The organism is Psychrobacillus sp. 05T411 (genome assembly GCF_056396485.1).
Window position 1 is genome coordinate 1 of record NZ_JBFTLO010000009.1, and the last position, 24,996, is coordinate 24,996.

At 37.0% G+C, this 24,996-nt stretch carries 24 protein-coding genes and 2 riboswitches; of the genes, 7 read left to right on the forward strand and 17 right to left on the reverse strand.

All coding sequences use genetic code 11. From position 1 onward, the window contains the following. Nucleotides 1-294 precede the first annotated feature (294 nt). The 12 genes from AC1DFT_RS09260 to AC1DFT_RS09315 all read right to left on the reverse strand — a co-directional run bounded on the left by AC1DFT_RS09260 (nt 295) and on the right by AC1DFT_RS09315 (nt 13,165). Nucleotides 295-1,485 carry a quaternary amine ABC transporter ATP-binding protein gene (locus AC1DFT_RS09260; RefSeq protein WP_477918908.1) on the reverse strand — a complete coding sequence of 397 codons (1,191 nt, stop codon included), beginning with the start codon at nt 1,483-1,485 and terminating at the stop codon, nt 295-297. Beyond that, entirely contained in the window at nt 1,482-2,342 is an 861-nt protein-coding gene (locus AC1DFT_RS09265; RefSeq protein WP_477918909.1) for an ABC transporter permease, read from the reverse strand. Before AC1DFT_RS09265 ends, AC1DFT_RS09260 begins: the two co-directional genes overlap by 4 nt. A 75-nt stretch (nt 2,343-2,417) precedes the next feature. Continuing rightward, nucleotides 2,418-3,413 (reverse strand): ABC transporter substrate-binding protein, encoded by a 996-nt coding sequence (locus tag AC1DFT_RS09270; RefSeq protein ID WP_477918910.1) that lies wholly within the window; start codon nt 3,411-3,413, stop codon nt 2,418-2,420. A gap of 1,080 nt (nt 3,414-4,493) precedes the next feature. Beyond that, complete coding sequence (locus AC1DFT_RS09275) at nt 4,494-4,754, reverse strand: NAD(P)-dependent oxidoreductase (RefSeq protein ID WP_477918911.1); 261 nt, start codon at nt 4,752-4,754, stop codon at nt 4,494-4,496. A 44-nt stretch (nt 4,755-4,798) separates the two neighbouring features. Continuing rightward, a complete protein-coding gene (locus AC1DFT_RS09280; protein WP_477918912.1) occupies nt 4,799-5,470 on the reverse strand; it encodes a GntR family transcriptional regulator in 672 nt (223 codons plus the stop codon). A 77-nt stretch (nt 5,471-5,547) separates the two neighbouring features. Beyond that, a complete protein-coding gene (locus AC1DFT_RS09285; RefSeq protein ID WP_477918913.1) occupies nt 5,548-6,453 on the reverse strand; it encodes a hydroxymethylglutaryl-CoA lyase in 906 nt (301 codons plus the stop codon). Between the two features lie 54 nt (nt 6,454-6,507). After that, nucleotides 6,508-7,785: a TRAP transporter large permease gene (locus AC1DFT_RS09290; RefSeq protein ID WP_477918914.1), complete on the reverse strand. Its 1,278-nt coding sequence runs from the start codon at nt 7,783-7,785 to the stop codon at nt 6,508-6,510. After that, complete coding sequence (locus AC1DFT_RS09295) at nt 7,782-8,276, reverse strand: TRAP transporter small permease (protein ID WP_477918915.1); 495 nt, start codon at nt 8,274-8,276, stop codon at nt 7,782-7,784. Before AC1DFT_RS09295 ends, AC1DFT_RS09290 begins: the two co-directional genes overlap by 4 nt. 58 nt (nt 8,277-8,334) lie before the next feature. Beyond that, nucleotides 8,335-9,339 (reverse strand): TRAP transporter substrate-binding protein, encoded by a 1,005-nt coding sequence (locus AC1DFT_RS09300; RefSeq protein ID WP_477918916.1) that lies wholly within the window; start codon nt 9,337-9,339, stop codon nt 8,335-8,337. 34 nt (nt 9,340-9,373) lie between these two features. Further along, complete coding sequence (locus AC1DFT_RS09305; RefSeq protein ID WP_477918917.1) at nt 9,374-10,495, reverse strand: iron-containing alcohol dehydrogenase; 1,122 nt, start codon at nt 10,493-10,495, stop codon at nt 9,374-9,376. A gap of 18 nt (nt 10,496-10,513) precedes the next feature. Further along, complete coding sequence (locus AC1DFT_RS09310) at nt 10,514-11,902, reverse strand: aldehyde dehydrogenase family protein (protein ID WP_477918918.1); 1,389 nt, start codon at nt 11,900-11,902, stop codon at nt 10,514-10,516. Nucleotides 11,903-12,205: 303 nt separating this feature from the next. Then, nucleotides 12,206-13,165 (reverse strand): 2-hydroxyacid dehydrogenase, encoded by a 960-nt coding sequence (locus AC1DFT_RS09315; protein ID WP_477918919.1) that lies wholly within the window; start codon nt 13,163-13,165, stop codon nt 12,206-12,208. A 124-nt stretch (nt 13,166-13,289) separates the two neighbouring features. Continuing rightward, a riboswitch (TPP riboswitch) is annotated at nt 13,290-13,395 on the forward strand. 80 nt (nt 13,396-13,475) lie between these two features. Here AC1DFT_RS09315 and AC1DFT_RS09320 point away from each other — a divergent pair. The 6 genes from AC1DFT_RS09320 (at nt 13,476) to AC1DFT_RS09345 (ending at nt 17,944) form a co-directional block, all read left to right on the forward strand. After that, nucleotides 13,476-14,057 (forward strand): YkoF family thiamine/hydroxymethylpyrimidine-binding protein, encoded by a 582-nt coding sequence (locus tag AC1DFT_RS09320; protein WP_477918920.1) that lies wholly within the window; start codon nt 13,476-13,478, stop codon nt 14,055-14,057. Nucleotides 14,058-14,061: 4 nt separating this feature from the next. Continuing rightward, on the forward strand, nt 14,062-14,640 hold the full coding sequence (locus AC1DFT_RS09325; protein WP_477919049.1) for an ECF transporter S component: 579 nt from the start codon (nt 14,062-14,064) through the stop codon (nt 14,638-14,640). Then, nucleotides 14,633-16,003, forward strand: a complete 1,371-nt coding sequence (locus tag AC1DFT_RS09330) for an ABC transporter ATP-binding protein (RefSeq protein WP_477918921.1) — start codon at nt 14,633-14,635, stop codon at nt 16,001-16,003. The genes AC1DFT_RS09325 and AC1DFT_RS09330 overlap by 8 nt, the downstream gene beginning before the upstream one ends. Further along, nucleotides 15,984-16,739, forward strand: coding sequence for an energy-coupling factor transporter transmembrane component T family protein (locus AC1DFT_RS09335; RefSeq protein WP_477918922.1), 756 nt, complete (start codon nt 15,984-15,986; stop codon nt 16,737-16,739). The genes AC1DFT_RS09330 and AC1DFT_RS09335 overlap by 20 nt, the downstream gene beginning before the upstream one ends. A gap of 34 nt (nt 16,740-16,773) precedes the next feature. Beyond that, nucleotides 16,774-17,274 (forward strand): DUF1697 domain-containing protein, encoded by a 501-nt coding sequence (locus AC1DFT_RS09340; protein WP_477918923.1) that lies wholly within the window; start codon nt 16,774-16,776, stop codon nt 17,272-17,274. A 298-nt stretch (nt 17,275-17,572) separates the two neighbouring features. Further along, nucleotides 17,573-17,944, forward strand: coding sequence for a VOC family protein (locus AC1DFT_RS09345; protein ID WP_477918924.1), 372 nt, complete (start codon nt 17,573-17,575; stop codon nt 17,942-17,944). A 121-nt stretch (nt 17,945-18,065) separates the two neighbouring features. On the opposite strand, the gene AC1DFT_RS09350 is transcribed toward AC1DFT_RS09345, so the two are convergent. Beyond that, nucleotides 18,066-18,917, reverse strand: coding sequence for a dimethylarginine dimethylaminohydrolase family protein (locus AC1DFT_RS09350; protein WP_477918925.1), 852 nt, complete (start codon nt 18,915-18,917; stop codon nt 18,066-18,068). A gap of 173 nt (nt 18,918-19,090) precedes the next feature. Between AC1DFT_RS09350 and AC1DFT_RS09355 the strand changes: the two genes are divergently transcribed. Then, entirely contained in the window at nt 19,091-19,825 is a 735-nt protein-coding gene (locus AC1DFT_RS09355; RefSeq protein ID WP_477918926.1) for a YqcI/YcgG family protein, read from the forward strand. Nucleotides 19,826-19,999: 174 nt separating this feature from the next. Here the strand turns inward: AC1DFT_RS09355 and AC1DFT_RS09360 are convergent, their stop codons facing one another. The 4 genes from AC1DFT_RS09360 to AC1DFT_RS09375 form a co-directional block, all read right to left on the reverse strand. Continuing rightward, the gene (locus tag AC1DFT_RS09360) at nt 20,000-21,031 is read right to left on the reverse strand and encodes a ribonucleotide-diphosphate reductase subunit beta (RefSeq protein ID WP_477918927.1); all 1,032 of its coding nucleotides are present in this window, start codon (nt 21,029-21,031) and stop codon (nt 20,000-20,002) included. Beyond that, on the reverse strand, nt 21,003-21,446 hold the full coding sequence (locus AC1DFT_RS09365) for a flavodoxin (protein ID WP_477919050.1): 444 nt from the start codon (nt 21,444-21,446) through the stop codon (nt 21,003-21,005). Before AC1DFT_RS09365 ends, AC1DFT_RS09360 begins: the two co-directional genes overlap by 29 nt. After that, entirely contained in the window at nt 21,446-23,671 is a 2,226-nt protein-coding gene (locus AC1DFT_RS09370) for a ribonucleoside-diphosphate reductase subunit alpha (protein ID WP_477918928.1), read from the reverse strand. The genes AC1DFT_RS09365 and AC1DFT_RS09370 overlap by 1 nt, the downstream gene beginning before the upstream one ends. A 164-nt stretch (nt 23,672-23,835) precedes the next feature. Continuing rightward, a riboswitch (cobalamin riboswitch) is annotated at nt 23,836-24,014 on the reverse strand. Nucleotides 24,015-24,163: 149 nt separating this feature from the next. Then, nucleotides 24,164-24,991, reverse strand: coding sequence for an undecaprenyl-diphosphate phosphatase (locus AC1DFT_RS09375; protein ID WP_477918929.1), 828 nt, complete (start codon nt 24,989-24,991; stop codon nt 24,164-24,166). Nucleotides 24,992-24,996 lie beyond the last annotated feature (5 nt).

Genomic DNA, 24,996 nt, shown 5'->3' on the forward strand with positions numbered 1-24,996 from the left:
TTTTCGCTACAGGCGTCGACTCCTGCCGGATGAGTGGGCAAATGAGACATCCCAACGTCCGCCTAAGGGCGGCGGGGATGGCTCATCGCTCACCCGGCGGAAAGCGCACGACTGCAGCGAAAATCACAGCGGTCACTACGTCGCAGTATCCCCATACTACGTTCGTTCGAAAAATGTCATAACTTATTTGTGTTACATGTAAAAAGTTATCCACATGTATAGAATTTAATAATCTCGTAAGCACAGAAAAACTCCCGAATCGGTGGTTCAAAATAGAGATTCGGGAGTTTCTTTTTATTCTTCTAGATTATCACTTATCAAACTAGCTAATACATGCACGCGTAAAATTATTCCTTTAATCGTTAACTCTTCATCGGTAACGACAATTGGATATTTGGAATCGAGTACGTATGGAATAATATCTTGCACATATTCATCCGGTCGAACGGTTTTTACTTCTGTGAGCATTACTTCTTGTAAAGTCTTTTTTTGTTTCAGCCCATCAATTGCTTGGTCAATCGTAACTATCCCTTGTATTTGGCGTTTACGATCGGTTACAAATGCACTGGATATACCGTTCTCCCGCATTACTTGAGTCGCCACATTCAAACCATCTTTCAATGATACTAGGCCATAAGGTTTTGTCATGATATGTTCCGCTTGCAATATTTTAGAACGATCGATATCACGGATGAATTCCGAAATATAATTACTTGCTGGCTTATCTAAAATTTCTTCAGGTGTACCGATTTGCTCTACCTTCCCATTTTTCATCACTGCTACACGATCGCCAATTTTGAATGCTTCGTTGACATCATGAGTGATGAAAATGATTGTTTTTTGCAATCGGTTTTGTATATCTAATAGCTCGAGCTGCATTTCTCGTCGAATGAGCGGGTCGAGTGCACTGAAAGGTTCATCCATGAGCAAAATGTCTGGGTCATTTGCTAACGCCCTTGCAATACCTACCCGTTGTCTCATACCACCTGAAAGCTCATCTGGATATTGGTTTTCATATCCTTTTAGACCAACCGTTTCTATATGTTTTTGTGCTATTTCTTGGCGCTCTGCTTTGGACATACCTCGCACTTCGAGTCCGTATTCGATGTTTTCAAGAACGGTTCGATGGCTAAAGAGGCCGAAGTGTTGGAATACCATCGCGATTTTTTTCTGTCGATAATATTTAAGCTGGGTTTTATTATAATCTACAACATTTTCCCCATCGACATAAATAGCACCTGATGTGGGGCGATTAAGTAAATTTAAACAACGAATTAATGTGGATTTCCCACTTCCGGAAAGCCCCATAATAACGAATGTTTCGCCTTCCATAATTTCCATTGAAGCATTATAAACACCGACTGTATGCCCTGTTTTGGCGAGAATCTCTTCTTTAGGTGTCCCATTTTCAACCATTGGAATAATTTTTTTAGGTCTCGGACCGAAGATTTTCGATACATTTTCTAGTTTTAATTTGACTGTCACGTTGCATCCCTCCTATGTTTCTGAAGGCGTTTAGCAATTCCCCCGGTAATTCGGTCAATAATAATCGCTAAGAAAACGATACTTATACCAGCTTCAAAACCAAGGGAAATATCAATCCGATTAATCGCATATAGCACTCGTTCACCGAGTCCCTGTGCCCCGACCATCGATCCAACAACGGCCATAGCTAGTGCCATCATGGTTGTTTGGTTTATACCCGCCATAATGGTTGGCAATGCTTGTGGTAATTGCACTTTCAAAAGCATTTGACTCGTTGACGAACCGAACGATTGTGCAGATTCGACTACTTCTTCATCTACATTACGAATTCCTAGTTCCGTCAAGCGGATTACTGGAGGCAACGCATAAATGATTGTTGCAATAACAGCGGGCACATTCCCTAATGGGAAGAAGAATATAACAGGAATTAAATAAACAAAGCTTGGCATCGTCTGCATGGCATCAAGTATTGGTCGCATAATAGTAGACATTATTTTACTAAATGCCATCCCAATACCTAATGGGATACCGATTACAAGAGATAGTACTACGGAGATTAATACAATCGAAATAGTGGTCATCGTTTCCGGCCATAAATCGAAAGTACCGATTAGGAAAATGAAAAAGGAAAAAAGAAGGCCCCCGTACAAGTTAGTAAAATACCATCCTAATAAAAAGATGATAATCATGAATAACCACCAAGGAATAGCTAGAAGACCTGCCTCTAGTCCCTTGATCAGTGTAGAGGAGATAACAAAAATAAAATCAAAAAACGCATCCAAATATAATGCTAAAAAATCGATAAACTTTTCTACGCCATCTCCAATTGGTATTCGAACATCAGGAAATTCTGTCATAAATCATGGACTGCACTAAAGGAACAGTCGCACCCACCTCACGTTTCTTAGCTAGATTATTTCGTTCATGAATCATTATTTCAAAGCAGCCTTCACTTTTTCGGCAACTTCTTCGGACACCCAAGTTGTCCAAATATCTTCATGCTCTTTCATCCACCAATGTGCGGCTTCGTCTGGTTCTGCTTCATTTGCATTCATATAATCTAATGCTTCTTCCGTTAATGTATTGCTTGTAGAATATTTACTTAAGAAGTCAACTACTTCTTTTGCTTGTGTTGGCAAGTCCTTATGAACCGCAATGACTACGTCGTTTGGAGGGAATTCAGTTCCTTTGGATTCTTCCCAAACTGTTTCGTCGTACGGGTTATCTTCTAGTAAAGTTAAATCATAGCTTGCTGTAACCCATGTTGGTGACCAATAATAACCTACCCACGGTGTTCCTTTTTTGTAGGCTCCAGCTAAATCTGCAACGATTGCCGAATCAGATCCTGGTGCTAAATAGTTATATTGTTCGTCAAGGCCATATGTTTCAAGTTTCGTCTCCAAGTGTTCACTTACTACCCAGCTAGATGGTGCTCCGACAATACGTCCTTTGCTATTATCTTCGGGATCTTGGAAAATATCTGGATACTTCTCTAAGTCTTGAACCGTTTTTAAATCTGGTGCAATCGGTTCAATACCTCGTTCTGCATCCCCTTCTATCACGTAAGTTGGAACATATAATCCTTGTGAATTATCTGCAAAATTCGTAGCTACTTTTACGATATTTCCGCTATCAATGGCTTTTTCATAGACTTCTTTAATGTTATCGGTCCATACTTCCATGTTGACATTAATGTCTCCTTTTTCAAGGGCTTGCATTGTAGCGGCGGTCGTTCCGCTTGTAACCTCTGTGTCATAGCCGTAACCTTCTTCAACGATTAACTGTGCAATGCTATTATGAACACGAACACTATCCCACCCTGCATCTGCAAACTTAATCGTCTTAATACTGTCTGTACCCGCTTCTTCACTACATGCAGCTAACACTAAAATTGAGCAGAGTGAAATGAACAACATCAATTTCTTCATTAATTTTTACCCCTTTTTTCTCTTTTTTTAAATTAGACGCATAGTCCTATCCCCCTTTCCATACCCAATCTCCATAAGTTTGAACGTATAAAACTTATAAAATATTAAACACCCAAAATTACCATATTATTGGAACATCTAATTTATAACTGTTTATGTTACTAGACTTGAAGATTCATTGCAAATAGAATAGCCTGAAAAATCTATTCTAATTTAATTATTACGAATAGTTAGAACCAATTTTTTAGTAGTATAGAATATATATTGTGGAATTTTTTATGAAATTTTAATCATTTATTTTAGGTCTTTAGTTGCTTTGATGAAAAAGTGAATATAATGCTTTTTTTGAAGAACAAAAGCGCAAGCGACTATCTTTGCCCCAACATAGCATATTGGAAAAATGAATGGCATGAGGCGAATAATAGGGATAATGGGTCGTAAGGTGACCGCTAGGATTTTCGCTACAATCGTACGCTATCCGCCGGGTAAGCGATGTGCCTTCACTGAAGTCGACGCCTGGAGCGAAAATCAATGGAAATTGCTTACTTATTCAGTATCGACTCGCTAAAAATAAAATTTTCTACAGGTTTTTCGAATGTTTTTATCCAGTAAATGGCTTAGGGCAACCATTCGGTCATTGAAAGCAACCAATTCTATTCCAAAAGCAATCAAATCAACGTGAGAGCAACCAAATTGCTGGTGAAAGCAACCAAATCCTCAAAATAACAAGTTGACTTGGTGTGAGACGACCGGGAATTTGACCCATTATTTATAAACGTAGCGTAAATGGTCGATAATGTTGCGAGTTTGAAGGAGAATGTTGTATTAATGCCATATAATGTTGCGAGTAATTCCTGTAACGTTACGCATTTTATATTGAACAATCTTCTCCGAATAGATAGAGTGGATATACTTGCTGTAGTGCGCCGGGCCGCATGAGCCGCAAGCACGAAGTCTAGCAGATACCGTAACAATGCACTTTCCCCATATTCGGTACAATATAAAAAATTGCCCTATATTAGTAGAAACAAAATAGGCAATCTGGAATCGATTATTTTTCGATTCCAGATTGCCTATTCGTTAAACTACCCGATTTTCAGGTTCTTTTTCCTCCAACACGGCTTCAATAGCCTCCGCATTCATCTGCATCATAGCCATACGAGTATGAATACTTGCGCTTCCGATATGAGGTAGCACTGTTACGTTTGATAAAGTAAGTAACGGATGATCCATTGGCACTGGTTCGACCTCAAATACATCGAGTCCTGCTGCCCATATTTTATTCGTCGTTAATGCTTCGTATAGTGCTGGTTCGTCAAAAATTGCATCTCTATGCCACATAGTTACTAATACCAAATAGTGATTTTAACAGATGAAACCAACTATTATTCTTGCTCATTAAAGTAATTCCCTAATTGTGAATAAATTGCTTCGTAATCTTTAATAATGTGTTCCCTCATAAGTAATTCGGAAAGTTCACCGTCTTTACTTTTGATTGCATTAAAAATACTCTTATGTTCTTCAGAAAAACTCGCACGGAAATAAAATGAACTAATAAATGATCTATATGCTAAAATCTGTGACCTCATCAAAATCATCATATGGATTAAGGAAGCATTATCACTTACTTGAACAATGGTATCATGGAAAACGGTATTTTTTTCTACTACCTTTTCCAATTGTCCTTCTTCAAAGTATTTATCCGATAAATAAAGAGTTTCTTCTAAAAATGTAATAGTATTATCATCAATATTTTCAGCAGCTTTTTTTGCTGCCAATCCTTCTAGTACTGAGTTACATTCAAATAGCGAGAACATTGCTTTAGGAGTAAAGTTAGTAACTTCCAATCCTTGTGAAGAATGAATGGAAACAAGACCCTCCATCTCTAATCTTTTTAAAGCTTCTCGAATAGGAGTTCTACTAATCTTTAATGTTTCCGCTAGTTTAGTTTCTTTTAACTTTTCACCTGGAGATAATTTTCCGTTTATAATTTGTTTTTTTATTATTAAATATGCTTGTTCAGATAGACTACTTTTTTTAGTTTGATTTGAAGTCAACAAGTTAATGCCCCCCACATAATATACATTAAAGTGCGAAGTATTTATAATTCCCCTCACTTTAAACCTTTACCCTATTATATTACATTAGAATGCCTATTCACTCTCCAAATCTGACTATCAAGATCTTTCCCAATAACTTTATACAGAAAATTTGAGGTTTCAGTTAATTTTTCTTTATTAATTTCAGTTTCAATTTCTAATTCTTTCAACAAGTATGCTAATTCTTCAGTTGAAATATTTCCCGTTGCCCCAGGTGCATATGGACAACCTCCAAGCCCTCCAATACTACTATCAAATGACTTAATTCCTGCTTGAATCCCAGCATATACATTCGCAAGCCCCCTTCCGTATGTATTATGAAAGTGTAATTCAAACTCAACCTCATTAAACTCTTTTGTTAGTTTGTTCATCCAATTTTGAACCTGAAGTGGATTTGCAACTCCAATCGTGTCGCAAAGGCCAATTCTTTTAAAACCAATATCTTGTAATTCGCTAACTATATCTCTAATTTTATCAAATCCAGGGTTACCTTCAAATGGACATCCAAATGCAGTTGAAACGGATGCTCTAAATTGCAATTGATTGCTAATACTTTCTGTTACGAGGGGTTGCAAGTTTTTTAGAGAATCCTTAGTCGTACAATTTAAATTTTTTTTACTATGAGAATCAGTGGCTGACATAACAAATGTAATACCATCCACTCCACTTTTCATTGCTCTTTTAAAACCAAAATCATTTGGTACAAGGGCAAAAAAAGTAGCTGGAAGATTTTTAATTTCTTTCATCACTTCTTCTGCATCTGCTAAATTTGGTATCCACTTTGGATGAACAAATGATGTAGCTTCTATTTCTTTGAAACCACTCTCTACAAGTTTATTAATTAGGATTATTTTATTTTCTGTTTGAACAAACTTCGATTCATTCTGTAGTCCGTCTCTCGGTCCAACCTCAATGATTTTAACTTGATCTGGTACTTTCAAAAGTATCACTACCTCTTTTATTATTTTTTCTTTATCGAAGCTAATTTGCCAACTTTAATTCAAAAGATTAGGAAGGAAAAGAACTAGCTCTGGAATAAATGTAATCAATAAAACCACTACGACGAGAACTAAAAAGAATGGAATAATTTTTTTACTTATTTGCTCTATGGAAACGTTTGCAATTTCCGATGCAATAAAGATGTTTAGTGCCATCGGTGGCGTTATCATACCAATTGAAGTGTTTACTATAATAATTATCCCTAATACGATTGGATCTAATCCTACTTGAACAGCTATTGGTAGTAGAATAGGGGTTACTAGTAAAATAATCGCATTAGTCTCAAGGAAAACACCTAATAAAAGTAATAAAACGTTAATTAATAATAAAATGATAATCGCATTGTCTGACACGCTTAGAATTGCAGAAGAAATAGTTCCTGGAATTCTCTCTGCTGTTAATAACCATGAGAATGCACTTGAGGTTGCAATTACGAAAAATACAATTGCTGTACTTTGACCGGAGCTTAAGATGATATGGTACAAGTCTTTTATTTTAATTTCTTTATAAACAAAGAAAGTTATGATTAAGGCATATACACAAGATACAGCAGCTGCTTCAGTTGGTGTGAAAATCCCACCATAAATTCCACCTAAAATGATAACTGGCATTAATAAAGACAAAAATGCTTCTTTAAATGACTTCCACACATCTGAAGAAGAAAGCCTTTTGCTCTCCATATTGTTCTTTTTTGCAATAATCATAAGAACCAAGCAAAGTGCAACAATCATTAATATTGCTGGAATAACTCCTGCAATAAATAATGCTCCAATAGAAACGCCACTGATAACTCCATAAGTGATCATTGGAACACTAGGAGGAACTACTACACCTAAAGTTCCAGCTGACGATACTACTGCTGCTGCATAGTCTGTTGGGTATTTTTCTTTTTCCATCGCCGGAATCATAACTTTACCTATAGCTGATACAGTTGCTGCATTGGATCCCGAAATTGCTCCAAAAAATCCTGAAGATAAAACTGTAATTATTCCAAGACCACCTGGTAGTGATCCAACTAAACTATTGGCGAAATTAATGAGCCTTTTTGAAATACCCCCTGTCTGCATTATTGATCCCGAAAGCATAAAGAATGGAATAGCCATAAAGGGAAAAGAATCTATTGAAGTAAACATTCTCTGCGGAATCATTGTTAGTGGAGCAGAAATATCACTGAATACAATCGCGATAATAGTAGAAAGACCTAAACTTACAGCGATTGGAATGTTAATTATTAGTAAGACAGCTAAACTTATGAATAGTATCGCTATTGTCATAATTGCACATCCTCACTGTATACTTTTTCCGTAAACGGAACTAACGACATTTGTATCGTTCTAACGATAATTAAGATTCCCCCAAAAAGAACTGCAACGTATGCATACCAAATTGGAATTCCTAATCCCGGAGAAATTTGTGGATTCATAATCTGTGTATTTACTAGAATCATTGAGTAATAAGTAACAATTAGTCCAAAAGTTAAAATTAGTAATGCACGCAAATAATGAAAGAACTTCTGAACTTTAAAATTAAACTTTTTCACAATAAAACTTAATCCGAGATGTGTATTGTTTTTAAATCCTAATCCAATTCCTGCGAATGCTAACCATATCATTAAGTATCTGGAAGCCTCTTCAGCCCAAGTTAACGACCCTAATTCGAAATATCGAAAAACAGTGGATAGCATTACGAATATAACCATTAGAGGAAAAGTAATCAATAAAATATAATTTTCTATATTGTTAATCCTTGATAATACTTTTTTCATAGCTCCATCCCCCTTTGTAGAATAGGGGAGAATTTTTCCCCTACTCAATCAAACTTAATTATTTTTCATTTTGAATTCTCTCAATATAATCTCCATATTGGTCTTTATATTTTTCCCAAACTGGTTCCGCAGCTTTTTGGAATTCTTCTAAATTTACTTCGTTAATTTTCATACCTGCATCTTCTAGCCCTTGGATATACTTATCTTCTTCATCTTTTAATAACTGGCGTTCAAAGTCTCTTGCCTCATCAGCTGCTTTTTGAACAGCTTCTTGCATTTCTGGGGAGAACTTTTTCCATGTATGCTCTGAAATCAGAAGGTGTGCAGGACCGTAGAAATGTCCAGTTAAAGAAAGATACTCTTGTGCTTCATTAAATTTGTTTGTATAGATTAATGCAAGTGGATTTTCTTGTGCATCTATTGTTTTTTGTTGAAGAGCTGTATACAATTCACTAAATGCCATTGTGGTTGTATTCGCGCCCCAACTATTAAAAGTATCTACATATACATTATTTTCAGGTACTCTTATTTTCAGCCCTTTAAGGTCTTCTGGCGTATTAACTGGATGCTTACTATTTGTAACATGTCTAAATCCATTTTCCCAATAAGCTAATAGCCTAATATTACTTTCAGGTAATTTAGATGCTATTTCTTTACCGATTTCTCCATCAAGAACCTTGTATGCGTGCTCTCTGCTACTTAAGATATAGGGTAAATCGAATACTCCCATTGCCGGTTCAAAAGATGTAATAGTTCCCGGTGCAATAGCTATATCAACTGTTCCAAGCTGTAATCCTTCAGTTAAATCTCTCTCACTTCCTAATTGCGAACTAGGAAACAGTTCCACTTTTACAGGCTGCGGTGAGTTCGCCTCAAGAATTTCTTTAAACTTTTCTGCACCTAACTGATAAGGGTGTGTTGGCGCAAGAACATGCCCGAATTTAATTACGATTTCTTTATCAGATCCTACAGCTTTTCCCTCGACTTCTGATGAATTACATCCTGCAAGTAGTAATATCCCAACAAATAAGCTTAAAACAAGGTAAGTATTTATTTTTTTCATATTAATCCTCCTTAGTTTTAAAAAGATGTATTTCTTAATAAACACTGTTATAAATTGAGATTAAATCCTCTTTAGATAACGGTACATAGTTGTTAACTAGTAATCGTTGTTGACTTTCTATTACTTTGTCAACATAAGATTCAATATTTTGTTCTTGCATTCCATACTCTCTTAATCTCTTTTTTGGTAACAAGTTATTTAATAGCTCTTCTAATCTTTCAAAAGAAACATTTTTCTCTGTATAAGGTATACCTAATGCTTCACCAATAATTTCAGATAGCTCTTCTAGTTTTCCATTTGGAGCAATTTCCGCATATTTATTGAAAACACCCATTAGGAATCTGGCATTAGACTCTCCATGCGGAACTTTATGAACACTACCAAAGTGCATTGCAAACGCGTGAACCGCTCCACAAAGTGTATTCGATAATGCAATTCCTGCAAGTGTACTTCCTCTTAAAAAGTCAGAAATCAAATCAAATCTCTTTTCAAGCCCTTCTTCTTCTAAAATTTTAAATTTAGACACTAGGATTTTGATGGATTCCTTACAGAACATATCATTATATGGATTTGTTGTACTTGCTACAAAAATCTCCATAGCATGCACTAGCGCATCAATCGAACTGTGTAGGAATATTCCAGCTGGAATTTCATCGAGAAGTTCCTCAATTAATACTGCATGATCAGCAAAGTTTGATTCTATTCTTTTTCCAATCTTGGTTTTTTTCTCTGTAATATCAACTACAGAAACGCAAGTTACTTCACAACCAGTACCACAAGTAGTCGGTATTAAAATAAGTTCTTTGTTTCTTACAAGTGATATTTGATCCTCAAATATTTCTTTTGTTGTTCTTGCATTGTCAATACATAACAATTTGGTTATATCTAGTATTGATCCCCCACCGATTCCAATAATTCTTGGAATATCTTTCCCTTCAATACTCTTTAGAATTTCATCAATTACAATATCCTTCGGCTCACCTAATCCATAGTCATCCTGAAAAATAAAGTTACACATTACTTTTCCTTTCATGTACTTGGTGTATAAAAACTTTTCAGTAAAAATAGTATCTTCTTTGTTAACGTCAAATTGCATTACAAAATCATCAAAAGTTTTTAATTCGCTTATCTCTGGTCTAATTTTGAAATTATACATGGATTTTTTCCCCTTCACTCAATACTTAACATTTGTAAGTAAATCTCCAAAAATCTCATCTTCAGTGGCCGCAGATCTATTAATTGGTTCTGCTATCCAAGTTGTATTCATGTAATGTTTTTGTGTTACGTTCTCTGAAACAATATTTCCTCCCCATGTTCCACAGCCTAATGAGAATGTATTTGCCAAACCGTTAAACCAGTTGCCACTATTTGCAGCCCCATGAGGTTGTCTAACAATTACTTTTGCAGTTTTTGTTTGCAATGCCAACTGCTCAATTCTCTCAACATTGTTAGAATGGATACCACAAGAGTGGCCATATCCAGAATACTCCGTAATTCTATTAACCTTCTCTATCCCATCCTCAAAATTAATATATTTGTAAAGCGTTAGAACTACAGACATTTTCTCTCCTGAAAATGGATATTCTGTTCCTACACCTTCTTCTTCAACCATTAAAAATTTTGTGTTTTCTGGGATATTAATACCAGCTAACTCAGCAATTTTTCTAACTGGTTTTGCAACAATATCTCTTGATAAATGACCATCAACCCACATGACATTTTTTAGTTTTTCTTTTTCATCATTATTTAATAGATAACCGCCCTCATGATTAAGTTTTTCTAGAAAATCATAATAAATGGATTCTTGAATAATTAATGAGTTTTCTGCTGAGCAACCCGAGGCATTATCACCTGTTTTACCAATAGCTATTTTATTTGATGCATCATCCATGTCAGCGGTTTCATCAACTATTACTACTGCATTTCCAGCTCCGACACCATATGCAGGCTTACCTGAGCTATAGGCTGCTTTTACCATATCTCCACTACCAGTAGCCATAGTTAGATCACATTGTTTCATTAGTTCTTGAGACATATCCTTTGAGGGTTCTTCAATACAAATAAACAAATCCATTGGAGCACCGTTTTTCTCTAATACTTCTCTCATAATATCGACAACTTTTTTCGTTGTATTTTTACTTTTGGGATGTGGAGCAAAAATGATTGCATTTCTAGCTCTCAGACTTAGTACACCCTTAAATACTGGGGTCGCTTCTGGATTAGTACTTGGTACTAAAGCTGCAATCACCCCAATTGGTTTAGCAACTTTTTTAATCCCCATTTCTGGATCTCTTTCAATAATTCCAACGGTTTTAACATCCTTTATTTGATAAAAGATCGCAGGCATCTTTTTTGCTAACTTATTAACTTTTGCTTCTATCGTCCCCATGTCAGTTTCTTGCAAACATCCCTCAGCTATTTCTGTGGCAATTTCCAAACGAGAAAGTTTGTAAACTATTGCTGCTGCTAATTGATCCACCTGCTCTTGAGTAAATTCCTCTGCTATCTTCTGTGCTTTCCTTGCTCTTAGTACTAAATCTTTGATGATTAATTCTGTGTTCATGAATTCTCTCCCCTTCCCATTTTGTAAGCGTATACAATTTTATTTCTACAATATCCTCTAAACAATAAATATTGTATACATTATTAACTTTGTATACAATATCTTCATAAAAGAATATTATATTTATTCTGAAAATATGTCAATGTATTTCTTTAATATATTTAATATAGGACGCTCATTCCTTGGTATATAAGGGGTGTATCATTCTTTAACTTGATCAATTATTTTTCTATTATCTATTTCATGAGATAAAAAAAATCCCAAGCTCTATTACGAACTTGGAACTTCATTTATTAATTAAGGTTAAACTACCCGATTTTCAGGTTCTTTTTCCTCCAACACGGCTTCAATAGCCTCCGCATTCATCTGCATCATAGCCATACGAGTATGAATACTTGCGCTTCCGATATGAGGTAGCACTGTTACGTTTGGTAAAGTGAGTAATGGATGATCCATTGGCACTGGTTCGACTTCAAATACATCCAGTCCTGCTGCCCATATTTTATTCGTCGTTAATGCTTCGTATAGTGCTGGTTCGTCAATAATTCCACCACGTGCTACGTTAATAATTGCAGCAGTTTCTTTCATCAATCCTAACTCACGTTCACCAATCAATCCTTTTGTTTCTGGTGTTAAAGGAGTTAGTAAAACGATAAAATCTGATTCTTGCAGAAGTGCATCCAGTTCTACATACGAAAAACCGAATTCTTCCTCCGCCTCGATTTTACGAGTGCGATTATGGTATAGGACTTTCATGTCGAATCCTTTTGCACGTCTTGCTACTGCTTCACCGATGCGCCCCATACCAACAATTCCGATCGTTGCACCAAAAGCGTCCATACCAGTAAGTCCCATAGGCGTCCATGATTTCCACTTACCAGCACGAAGATCACGCTCTGCTTCTGTTACGCGTCTAGCAGTTGCTAAAAGTAATGCAAATGTCAGATCCGCCGTCGTTTCGGTTAATACACCTGGCGTATTTGTAACTACTATACCACGCTCTCTTGCCGCTTCTACATCAATATTATTGTAGCCAACTGCTAAATTACTCACTACTTTTAAGTTAGGAAGACTTTCCATCAATTCCCGATCTACTCTATCTGAAAGCATTGTCCAAAGAGCATGTGCATCTTTTGCTTCGGTTTTCAATTCATCGTAGGTCATTTGAATTTCTTCGCTATGCCACATTTTCACATCGAATTTTTCTTTTAATGGATTCACTATTTCATCTGGTAATTTACGAGTAATAAATATTTGTTTCAAAGCTTTTACCTCCAAGTATCTTAATGATTTAAGCATGGACGAGTTAATGAAATTTTTCAACTACATTTACATTAAAATTTTCATAGGGTATACTGGGGGCACATTTAAAAAAACTACATACCGTTTTCTGCACTAGGGGTGCCCATTATGGCTGAGATGCGAGCATTTGCTCCGATCCCTTATAACTCGATCAGGATAATACCTGCGTGAGGAAGTGCGGTGACTTTCCGAATTTTTCATATTGGATAAGTGGCTGCATCTTCACGGATGTGGTCTTTTTTTATGAAAATTTATCGGGAGGTTTTTTATTATGCAATGTGGTTTAAGCCCTATCGTCGGATTTCGTTTTTCGCTACATCCGATGACCAATGATTTTATTTCGGTGATTAAAGGAGCACTTCAAGAAACGGATACGTCGAATGTTTGGATGCATACAGATGATGTGTCGACAGTTATTCGTGGGAAACAAGTGCATCTGTTTAACGTCGCAAAAGCACTTACACTGCATGCGGCTAAAACAGGCGTACACGTTGCCTTATCGGGGACTTTTTCTGCCGGCTGTCCAGGAGATACTGCAGGGGATGCGTATTTAGATAAAACGGATGAAGTAGCAAACACGGATAAGACAAAGCAGTACGTATCTTCTCAATTTGCTCTATATCCGATGAATAATCCGAATTATATGGATGTCATTTACCGAGAAGTGGCTCGTGCTAAAGAGCGTGGGGTTTTCAATGAATCCATGCATTATGCAAGCGGTATTCACGGGGATATTCATGATGTATTTGCATTTTACGAAGAGACTTTTACACATGCTCGTTCGGAAGAATATAAACATTTAGTCATGACCGTTTCGATGAGTATTAATAGTCCTTCGCATGGAGGTCAATGATATGTTGAAATCTTGGAAACTAAAAGAAATTGTATTGATGTCTTTATTTGCAGTCGTGTTTGGGATTGTGTATTTATTGTTCTTACATGTCGGCAATATTTGGGCTGGATTTATCGGTCCAATTGCCTATGAATGGATTTTCGGTATTTGGTTTATCGTGTCCATTATTTGTATGTACATTATTCGTAAGCCCGGTGCTGCAGTCGTTTCAGAAACGATTGCTGCTGCCATTGAGGTTTTACTTGGGAATGCAGTTGGACCGCGCTTAATACTTTCAGGAGTTATTCAAGGTTTAGGGGCGGAAGCAGTGTTTGCAGCGACTCGTTATAAACGATTTGATTTGTGGGTATTGATGTTAGCCGGTGTTGGTTCTTCTGTATTTAGTTTTGTGTACGGATACTTTTTAGGTGGATTCGCTGTGTATAGCACCGGCTATGTAGCATTAATGCTAGGAATTCGCATAATGAGCGGTGCATTACTTGCTGGAGTAGGCGGTAAGGCGGTAGCAGATGGATTGCTAGCAACTGGTTCCCTCCGAGGATATGCGATAGCACGTTCGAAAAAAGGTGAGGCTCGTGCATGATGTAATTTGTTTTGACAAAGTGAGCTTTCGTTATCCTGATGAGGAAAAGTGGATACTTGAAGAATTTTCATTTTCCGTTCAGCGCGGTGAACGAGTTGTGATTACCGGTCCTAGCGGATGTGGGAAAACGACCTTGCTTTATTTGTGCAATCGTTTGTATCCGGATAATTGCGATGGTATTTTGTCTGGCTCAGTAAAGCTTTTTGGCAAAGACAGCTCTTCTTTTATTCCCGGGGAAATAAATCATCGAGTAGCGACCGTTTTCCAAGATCCTGATGCTCAATTTTGTATGCAAACCGTTGAAGAAGAACTTGCATTTACATTGGAAAACTTACATGTGAAGCGAGAGGAAATGGAAAAAAAGATTTCTGAAGTGTTGGCACTGACAGATTTAACTGAGTTTCGCCACTCGGTTATCCAAAAACTTTCCGGTGGTCAAAAACAGCGGATTGCTACTGCATGTGCACTCATTATGGAACCGGAAGTTTTACTGTTAGATGAACCGCTTTCCCATTTAGACCCATTTACGGCTAAAAAATATGTAGAGTGGTTAGATGAATTGCAACAAAAACGCACGATGACAATAGTGGCTATTGAGCATCGACTGGATTTATGGGGAGATTTTTTTGAAAGAACGATTTCATTGAATAAAACCGAAGTTACTTCTGCTTTAGTAAAAAGAAAAAGTAGTAAACAAGAAGATGCTTCGTTAGTTGTTAATAAAGTGCAAACAAAATCCTTTTTGCAAGAAACCACTTTTGCGTTAAATCGCGGAGAAATTGCTGTGCTTGCTGGTCCAAATGGGAGTGGGAAATCGACTTTGTTGAAAGCATTATGTCAGCTAATTCCATCTAGCGGGACTGTAGAGCCTAAGTCATTAGGGTATGTTCCTCAGTCTCCTGAGTTTTTGTTTCTTACTAAAAAGGTGCGAGAGGAAGTTGGATTTGGCGGTGGAAATAACGTCGATGAGCTGCTGACTCGATTGCAATTGGTATCTATTTCGGATGCACATCCTTTTGCGGTTAGTCACGGGCAGAAACGACGGGTGGCAATCGCTGCGATGCTTTCGGACGGACGAGAAGTAATTTTAATGGATGAGCCGACTTCTGGGCAAGACGCACAAGCTTTGTATGAATTATTTCAATTGATCGATGAACGTGCCTGTGAGGGAACGACATTTTTAATCATCACACATGATATGGAATTTGCTTATTGTTTGGCGGATTCAATTTTATTAATGAATGATGGATGTTTGACTGGGAAAATGGAAGCTGAGGTAGTATGGAGTGATGTGCAATTGTTGCTGAACCATCATCTGCTCCCTCCTAAAGAGGTGATGCTTCATGAAAAATGCTTTGCATAGGATGAATCCTTCTGTGAAATTTTTGGCGATTACTGTTTGTATGTTCACGATGGCTTTCTTCTTTGATCCCTGGACGCCACTAGTGTTTTGGATTGGTGTCCTTTTGCTGCAAGTCTTCTTTAGTAAAATTAATTGGAAGAAATGGTTGTTATTCATGCTGCCGTTCTTTGTAACGGCTTTCGGTTATTTTTGGACTACGCTTGTATTTGCGAAAGATCAGTCAGGACCTGTTGTATGGTCCATTTGGAATTTGCAAATTACGGAATTACAATTGGATCATGCACTTTCGTTGAGTTTTCGCGTTTTGGCATTCTCTAGTTTGTCTTTATTATTTGCAATGACTACGAATCCTGTGACCTTCATTTTAAGTTTAATGCAGCAATTAAGGCTATCTCCTAAAATTGCATATGGGGTGATGGTCGGTTATCAGTTCCTCCCTGTTTTGAAAGATGAATTTATACAAATCGGGCAAGCTCATCGACTAAGAGGAATTGGCGTTGAGAAAAATGCGTTGCAGCGCTTGCTTGGTGTCAGGCGTGTATTAATCCCTATGCTTGCGGGTGCTGTAAGGAAGGCGGAGCGTGCCGCTTTTGCAATGGAAGCAAGGGGTTTTACTGGTGAACGGAGAAGTAGTTATTTTCGAGTGATTTCGATTGGAAAAGTGGATTTAGCTTTGGTTATTTTGTTTCTATTCATGTTAGTTTTAAGCTGTACGAATAGACTATGGCTTGGTTAATATAGAAGTAGATATTAACTAGGGGGTGGGAAGTGTGTCTTTTGTTGCCTTACTTCGTGGGATTAATCTAGGCGCTAAAAATAAAGTGGATATGAAATCATTGAAGGCATTATTTGAAGCGATGGGTTATGAAAATGTACGAACTTATATACAAACAGGGAATGTAATTTTTGAGAATGCGACTTATGATGTTCAGCAGATGGAGAATGCGCTTCGCGAAACGTACGGCTTTGAAATTCCAGTTGTCGTTCGCTCGAAGGAAGAGCTAGAAGAAATACAAGAGCATCCTACTTTTTTGAAAGACCAGGTGTATGTCATGTTTTTAACGTACGACATTTCGGATGAACAGCAAGCATTGTTGGATAGTTTAGTAGACGATGAATTTATTGTATGGAAACGTCGAAATATCATCATTAGTTTGTCGAAAAACTATCATCAGACCAAATTTACTAATGCTTTTTTTGAAAGAAAGCTCGGTATGGCGTCTACTGCACGGAATCGGAATACAGTGAATAAAATAGTGTTGAAAATGTAGATGGTTTCCACCTTGTTGAGAGGTGGGAACTTTTTTAGTTGCTTTTAATGTTGAATTGGTCGCTTTCATGCTAGATTTGGTTGCTCTTACTTCTTAATTGATTGCTCTAACCGGCCTATTAGTTGCTCTTCGCCAATTAATGCAAAATAAATAACATATATTGGAAATTTAAAACACCTTTAATAGGGAATTTTATTTGTCATTAGTTTTTTTTATACCAATCTATAATTACTATAAAATTTTCAAATAACTAACTTTCGGTTAAGCTTAAACTAGAACAACACAAGGGGGATTTTTCATGTCATTTGTTTTTAAATCAATCGATCATGTTCAATTAGCTGCTCCTACAGGTTCAGAGGCAATTGCAAGACAATTTTTTGGTGAAATACTTGGATTTCAAGAAATCGAAAAGCCAGAGACATTAAGAAAAAAAGGCGGAGTTTGGTTCGAGTTTGCAAATTATCAAATTCATATCGGTATTGAAGAACCATTTGCACCAGCTAAAAAAGCCCATCCTGCTTTTCAAATTGAAAATTTGGAAGCGCTGAAAACTCATTTAGCAGAAAACGGAGTTAGTTACATTGTAGATACTGATTTGCCAGGTGCAAATCGCGTTTATATTCATGATCCTTTTGGTAACCGCATAGAAATATTAGAGTGGATTGCTTGATAATATAAAAAAATGCAAATTAGTTTTGTATCGTTTCCGAAGGTCTTTGCGCAAACTTATTGCCATTTTATCTTTAGAGAGGCTAGCCGTGAATAACGTCACAACCAGCCTCTCTTTTTTCTTATTGGCGAGAAATTGGCATGGAGCAACATCGGAATGATCCACCTGATTTAATAATTTCCGAGAAATCGATCTCCAACACTTGATATCCATGTTTTCTCAACTGATCATTAACTTCCTGGTTTATTGGCAAACTAATCACTCGCTTTTGACCAATAGACAATACATTTGTTCCCATTGAGAACTGCTCCCTTTCATTCACTTCGATTAAATGATACATGGTCGATAGACGTTCCACGATTTTTGGATCTAGCGCGTCGGGAAAAATCAACGCATCTTTTGAGGAAAGGATATTGAACACACAGTCTAGATGCAAATATTTTGGGTTAAAAGGAATAGGCAGAATCTCGAAATCCGGTAATTCTCTTTGCAAGTCTTCAACGGCCTTCATACATGTACGATCGCTAATTCCAATAAATATACGATCACCATCTACGATTACATCGCCACCTTCGATTGAATGTGTTGTAAGCTCCTTATAAGAAATATCATGTTCATTCATCCAATTAGCTAACACCTTCTCTTCACCTTGACGGATCGGGTTCGCCATTTCGGAAATAAATAAGTGATTTCCTATCGTAAAACCAATATCTCTAGTGAAAACTTGTTCTGGGTATCCTTTACTTGGTTGTAGTTTAATCACTTCCACACCGGCATTTCGTAGAGTATCTTGAAATATCTGATGCTGTGTCACGGCGAGTGAACGGTCAATATTATCGTTTATATATTTCTTTTGAACATCATTAATCACTTCTTTAATTTCCATATATTGAGGTTCACATAAGACGACTTTTTGAAGTGTTCCATATTCGCTTTGACAATATATTTGAGCTTGATTTTGTATTATTTTCATCCTAAGTCATCCTCCTGTTTCTTTATTCATTCCTTTCTATTCCCTATATATTCATTCCATAACCTATTTGTAAAATTTTTTATTTGAATATCGCTGTTTTAGGAAGTTTAGTTTAGGGTAGCGTAAAGACTAGACAATAAGAGATATGTGAAAAAATAAGTGGAGGCGATTGTATGATTACAAAAGAACAGGCTTTATTAACTAAAGATGATTTTCATACGAGAACGGACTTGCCAAGTTGGCTATACAAGGAATATGAAACTTTTCATAAGACGGTTACAGATAAAACGTTTCCATGTTTTTTTGGAATGAGTGGAGAACTGAAAGGTGAGCTCCGATATGCATATATCAATCAGTCCGATTGGAGTAATCTACCGGCAGCTGTAGAGGGCTTTTTAGATCTATTTAAATTACCTGAATACAAACGACACGGTCTTTTTGTATTTGTAGAGCCTTTTGAGAAAGAAGGTTCTATTGAAGATTACCGGAAACAATTTTGGGATATCCTTCAATATTTACATGAAGTCGATGAAGTGGAATGGCCAGAAGACAGTCCTCTCGACCCTGATCACTATTTATGGGACTTCCGGTTTAATGGAGAGCCAATCTTCGTTTTCGGAAATGCTCCTGCATATAAGAAAAGAAAGACACGTCACCTAGGAAATGCGATGGTGCTTGGATTTCAACCTCGCAAGATATTCGAAGGATTAGAAGGAACTGAAAAAGGTGGAATTATGTCACGTGAAAAAGTTCGTAAACGTGTAGAAGTTTGGGATCAGCTGCCTAAACATCCAGATATCGGCCACTTCGGTGACCCAACCCATAATGAATGGAAGCAATTCTTTATTGGGGATGATATTGAGCCAATTCAAGGTAAATGCCCATTCCAACACAAATCACATGCATGAAAAAAATCCCCATTTTTAATAGGGGATTTTTGTGAAGAATAAAGAGGATGAAGAAGAGAAGACGCTGCTAAAAAAACAAAGAGAATATTTTCATCATTAGCAACCAACTATAGTCGCTCATAACGATTAGCTCTTCTCTACTTAAATTTCTACTTTAGATGAATTTAATATAAATCACAAATCATCAAACCCATTATCAATCGCATTCACTTTAACGTATTGACGGGATTTTTGTTCAAAGAAGTCTGTTTTTGTACCATCAATATTGTCGGCGTATGCACGAATCCATTTCATCGGATTTTCTACATAGTCAGGGTAGATTTCATTAAGCCCTAGCAGACGTAGCATTTTATTTGCCCGATATTTGATATAGCCTTGCATATCATCTAAATCGATTCCTTCGATATCCTTTAGAACATAATTAGACCATTCGATTTCATGCTCGACTGATTCTTTGAATTGGTCGTAAACCCAGCCTATTAGTTCTTCATTGTTAAGCTCAGGATTTTCGGATAATGTAGCTCTAAATAATTCGGAGATAAAACGCCCATGCTCGAGTTCATCCCGATTAATATAGCTGATCATTGTTGATGTACCAACCATTTTATTGTAACGAGCTAAATTGTAGAAATATGCGAAACCGGAATAGAAAAATAAGCCTTCTAATAAGGTTGTGTATGTTAATGTTTTGACTATATTTTCGGTTGTAGGGTTTTCCACAAATTCATTGTAATATTTAATAATATTTTCATTTCGCTTCAACAAAATAGCATCTGTTCTTCCAAACTCAAATGACTTATTTTGCTGATCTAATGATACAACAGATGATAAAACGTAAGAGTAACTTTCGTTATGCACCGCTTCTTGTTGTGCGATTACAGCCATAATAGATTGAACGGAAGGATCTGTTGCATATAAGGATAGTAATAATGCTGTTCTCGTTTGTGGAGCATCAAGGGTTGCCAGTAACCCGATAACCTTTAAATAGGCATCTTGCTCTGACTTCGTTAAATTTGGGAATTGTTTTACATCGCTCGACATATTCACTTCGTCTGCTTGCCAGTAATTTCCGAGTAATCGTTTATATATTTTATACCAGTGTGGATAAGCGATATCGTTCCAATTTAATATCCCGCTCGATTTGCCGTTAAAAATTCCTGTCGATTTATTAGGATTTCTAGGGTCTAATGTTTTTGCTTTTTCCATGTTCTAAAACTCCTTCTATCCATTTAGTTACTATCTTTTCTTGGCTGCCTCTTGGAGATTGCTCTATTTTTAATCCTTCGTATGTACTGTTATAAAATATCCTCAACTTATCAACAGCTCCGCAAAATAAATCATCTCCACCAAATTGGGTATCCCCAGAACCAAATACATATACATTGTCCGGTTTATAGCCAACTTCACGGACAAAATCTTTCATTTCTTCTGGTGTGCTGCCCTTATCCCATGTGAATGTACCAAAAAACAGCTGATTGTATGTGGATAGGTCCGGCACAGTGCCGAAACCTATCATATACATATCCACATCATATCCACTTGTTACAAGCTGGTCCTTTATTAATTCCGCTACTTCCTCTGTGTTTCCGCTATAGCTCAAATAGCAAACGATTGCGTTCATTAGCTTGAACAAGAGTCGCAATCGACTAATTCAACAGAAGTCGAGCGCACATAATAGGTTGTTTTAAGACCGCTGTTCCAAGCATCTAAGTGTAAATCTAGTAGTTCTTTTGCTTTAATTGTGTTTTGCACGTATAAATTTAATGAAACACCTTGGTCGATATGACGTTGGCGTGCGGCATTTTGTTTTAATGTCCAATGCTGATCGATGAAATAAGCTGATTTATAAAACCATGTTGTTTCCGAATTCAAATCCGGCACTGTTACCGGAATTTTATAATCTTTCTTCTCTTCAGAGTAAAACTTTTGGAAAATCGGATCAATGCTGGCCGTGCTTCCAGCTAGAATAGACGTCGATGAGTTCGGTGCAACCGCCATTAAATAGCCGTTACGGATTCCATTTGCAGCTATATCTTGGCGCAGTTCATTCCACTCTTCGCTTTCGTACCCGCGTTTTTCAAAGTAAACTCCCGTTTGCCAATCCGATCCATCAAATAAAGGATATGCCCCTTTTTCTTTGGCAAGTTCGCTAGATGCCTGAATCGTTAAGAAAGCAACTTTTTCATATAACTTATCCGCGAACTCCACTGCCTCGTCCGATTCCCAGCGAATACTATTTAAAGCCAATAAGTGATGCCATCCAAATGTTCCAAGACCAATTCCACGATATCTCGCATTTGTGCGCTCCGCTTGTGGAACCGGAATCATATTCAAGTCGATTACATTGTCGAGCATGCGCACTTGAATGTTGATTAACCGCTCCAAAACATCCGCTGGAACAGCTCGTCCAAGATTAATAGAGGATAAATTACATACAACGAAATCTCCTGATTTACGGCGAGTGACGATAACATCATCTTCTAATTGAATCGATTCAAACGTAGTAGCACTTTGGTTTTGGAAAATTTCCGTACATAAATTACTGCTGTATACCATACCTGCATGCTTGTTCGGATTGCTACGATTCACTTCATCACGATAAAACATAAAAGGTACACCCGTTTCGAGTTGAGAGCGCATAATGCGTTTCATCAAGTCGATTGCTGGTACTGTTTCACGAGACAAGCGACTATCATTCACACATTCTTCGTACTTTTGTCGAAATGAACCTTCTCCACGTTTTTCATCATAAAAGTCTTCTAATGAATAACCTTTTAACTGACGAACTTCATGTGGGTCAAATAAATGCCATTCCTCGCGTGCATCTACCTTTTCCATGAATAAATCCGGCAAGCAAACACCTGTGAAAATATCGTGCGCACGAAGACGGTCATCTCCGTTGTTTAAACGTAAATCTAAAAATGTGAAAATATCTTTATGCCAAACATCTAGATAAACAGCTACCGCACCTTGACGCTGACCAAGCTGATCTACACTTACTGCTGTGTTATTTAATTGTTTAATCCAAGGAAGTACACCACTGGATGCTCCGACAAATCCTCTTATTGATGAACCGCGGCTTCGTACTTTCCCCATATATACACCAATTCCGCCACCGAATTTGGAAAGGGTTGCAACGTCTGTGTTGCTGTCATATATTCCTTGCAAACTGTCGTCTACCGTGTCGATAAAGCAACTAGAAAGCTGTCCATGAGGCTTTCCTGCATTGGAAAGGGTTGGTGTTGCAACCGTCATATATAAATTGCTCATTGCCCAGTAAGATTCTTTTATTTTTGCGAGGCGATCTTCTTTCTCATCTTTCATTAATGTCATCGCAATCATCATCCAACGTTCTTGCGGAAGCTCCACGATAGAATTATCAAAGTCTTTGGCAACATAGCGATCTAGCAATGTTTTTAATCCGATATAAGTGAATAAATAATCACGTTCTGGCACGATTATTTCAGCTAATTGTTGTAGTTCTTCGACTGAATAAGCATCTGTAATGCGTTTATCATAAAGCCCTTTAGTGACAAGCAGTTGTACATTGCTTGCAAACTTTTTGTATACTCGGTCTGCTGAAGTGCTTCTTATTTGTGCTACCTTTTCATATATGTCAGCTAAATGAATGAGGGCTGCGACAAATGTCCAGTATGTTTCTTGCTCGTCTAAAAAGCTTAATGCTTCTAGCGACATCGATTTGGACCATTCGGATGTTGTTCCTTCCGGATGTTTTACTATCCATTTTTCATGTACTTTTACTAATGGAGCAATGTTTGTTTCCCCAAATTCTTTTATTAGTTGGTGCAATAATTCTTGTTTTGTTGTGTTTGTAATTGTTGTCATGTAAATTCCTCCTTGTTTTTAATACAAATAAAAAAGCGATGCATCTAGCCATCTTCGGCTGAGTCATCGCTCAAAATGTAAAAGTAGGAAACAATAAGACTATTCCATGGAAATGAGTAAGAAGAGTCCTTCGCCTCCACCTCTCAACCCCCGAAGAAAGTGTTGCTTCGTACGATAAAAAGGCAGGTCTACTGGCTCGTGTTTCATCCTCCTGCTGTCCTTCCCACGATTGCTCGCAGTGGTTAATTCAACAGTCGTCTACACTTACAGTTGCGGGGACAGCTTCGGTATTTCATCGAATTCCCTTTTAAACCATAATGGTACCTAATTATCGTTCACATACTACATATTGTGTTTATATTCTTTATATAGCCTAACATATTGTGTTTATGCTTGTACAGAGGAAAGAATTAATTGCATCCAAAGAATCATTTTAACAATTATTTGATCAAATAAAAAGATGGACATCCTTAAAATGTCCATCACTTTTCATTACGTAAATACAATAATTGCCAGAACTGCCGCTAATATTAAACGGTAAATTGCGAATGGCATTAATTTAATGTGCGAAATCAATTTTAAGAAAAACTTAATCGATATTAGCGCAAATACAAACGCACTAATAAAACCTACTACATAAAATCCCATATCATCCATATTGATATGTTCCCAGTTTTTCATAACAGATACTAAACTTGCTCCAGCCATAATTGGCACGGCCATGATGAATGTAAAATCTGCTGCTGTTTTATGGCTCATCCCGAACAATACCCCACCAGAAATCGTTGCACCTGAACGCGAGAAACCTGGCCATAAGGATAGACATTGTACCAAGCCCACTTTAAATGCTTGTGCATATGTAATTTGGTCCAAACTAACGATTTTCGGCTTTTTCGGTCCCAACTTATCTGCAATAATCATTAAAATAGATCCAGCTATAAGGCTAAATATAACTGTTTTTACACCAAATAAATTATCATCAATAAAATCTTTAAGCGCGAATCCTAAAATAACTGCAGGCAGCATTCCAACAATTACATGCAATAAATTGAACTGTTTACTCGATTGCTCACTATCTATTTTATACAATCCTACCAAACTAAATAATCGTTTCCACATAACCACGACTACTGCTAAAATGGAACCCAATTGTACGACAATCTTAAAAGTATTCGCAGAATAATCTCCTAAAAAGTCTTTTGTGTTCAGCCACATATCATCCACAATAATCATATGACCTGTAGATGAAACTGGTGCAAATTCTGTCATACCCTCAACAAAACCTAATATTAATGCTCTTAATAATTCTAGAAATTCCATAAGAT

Coding starts and splice junctions, on each gene's coding strand:
- AC1DFT_RS09265 (WP_477918909.1), bottom strand. CDS start 2,342: ATGACAGAATTTCCTGATGTTCGAATACCAATTGGAGATGGCGTAGAA.
- AC1DFT_RS09270 (WP_477918910.1), bottom strand. CDS start 3,413: ATGAAGAAATTGATGTTGTTCATTTCACTCTGCTCAATTTTAGTGTTA.
- AC1DFT_RS09275 (WP_477918911.1), bottom strand. CDS start 4,754: ATGTGGCATAGAGATGCAATTTTTGACGAACCAGCACTATACGAAGCA.
- AC1DFT_RS09290 (WP_477918914.1), bottom strand. CDS start 7,785: ATGACAATAGCGATACTATTCATAAGTTTAGCTGTCTTACTAATAATT.
- AC1DFT_RS09295 (WP_477918915.1), bottom strand. CDS start 8,276: ATGAAAAAAGTATTATCAAGGATTAACAATATAGAAAATTATATTTTA.
- AC1DFT_RS09300 (WP_477918916.1), bottom strand. CDS start 9,339: ATGAAAAAAATAAATACTTACCTTGTTTTAAGCTTATTTGTTGGGATA.
- AC1DFT_RS09305 (WP_477918917.1), bottom strand. CDS start 10,495: ATGTATAATTTCAAAATTAGACCAGAGATAAGCGAATTAAAAACTTTT.
- AC1DFT_RS09310 (WP_477918918.1), bottom strand. CDS start 11,902: ATGAACACAGAATTAATCATCAAAGATTTAGTACTAAGAGCAAGGAAA.
- AC1DFT_RS09320 (WP_477918920.1), top strand. CDS start 13,476: ATGCAATGTGGTTTAAGCCCTATCGTCGGATTTCGTTTTTCGCTACAT.
- AC1DFT_RS09335 (WP_477918922.1), top strand. CDS start 15,984: ATGAAAAATGCTTTGCATAGGATGAATCCTTCTGTGAAATTTTTGGCG.
- AC1DFT_RS09345 (WP_477918924.1), top strand. CDS start 17,573: ATGTCATTTGTTTTTAAATCAATCGATCATGTTCAATTAGCTGCTCCT.
- AC1DFT_RS09350 (WP_477918925.1), bottom strand. CDS start 18,917: ATGAAAATAATACAAAATCAAGCTCAAATATATTGTCAAAGCGAATAT.
- AC1DFT_RS09355 (WP_477918926.1), top strand. CDS start 19,091: ATGATTACAAAAGAACAGGCTTTATTAACTAAAGATGATTTTCATACG.
- AC1DFT_RS09360 (WP_477918927.1), bottom strand. CDS start 21,031: ATGGAAAAAGCAAAAACATTAGACCCTAGAAATCCTAATAAATCGACA.
- AC1DFT_RS09365 (WP_477919050.1), bottom strand. CDS start 21,446: ATGAACGCAATCGTTTGCTATTTGAGCTATAGCGGAAACACAGAGGAA.
- AC1DFT_RS09370 (WP_477918928.1), bottom strand. CDS start 23,671: ATGACAACAATTACAAACACAACAAAACAAGAATTATTGCACCAACTA.
- AC1DFT_RS09375 (WP_477918929.1), bottom strand. CDS start 24,991: ATGGAATTTCTAGAATTATTAAGAGCATTAATATTAGGTTTTGTTGAG.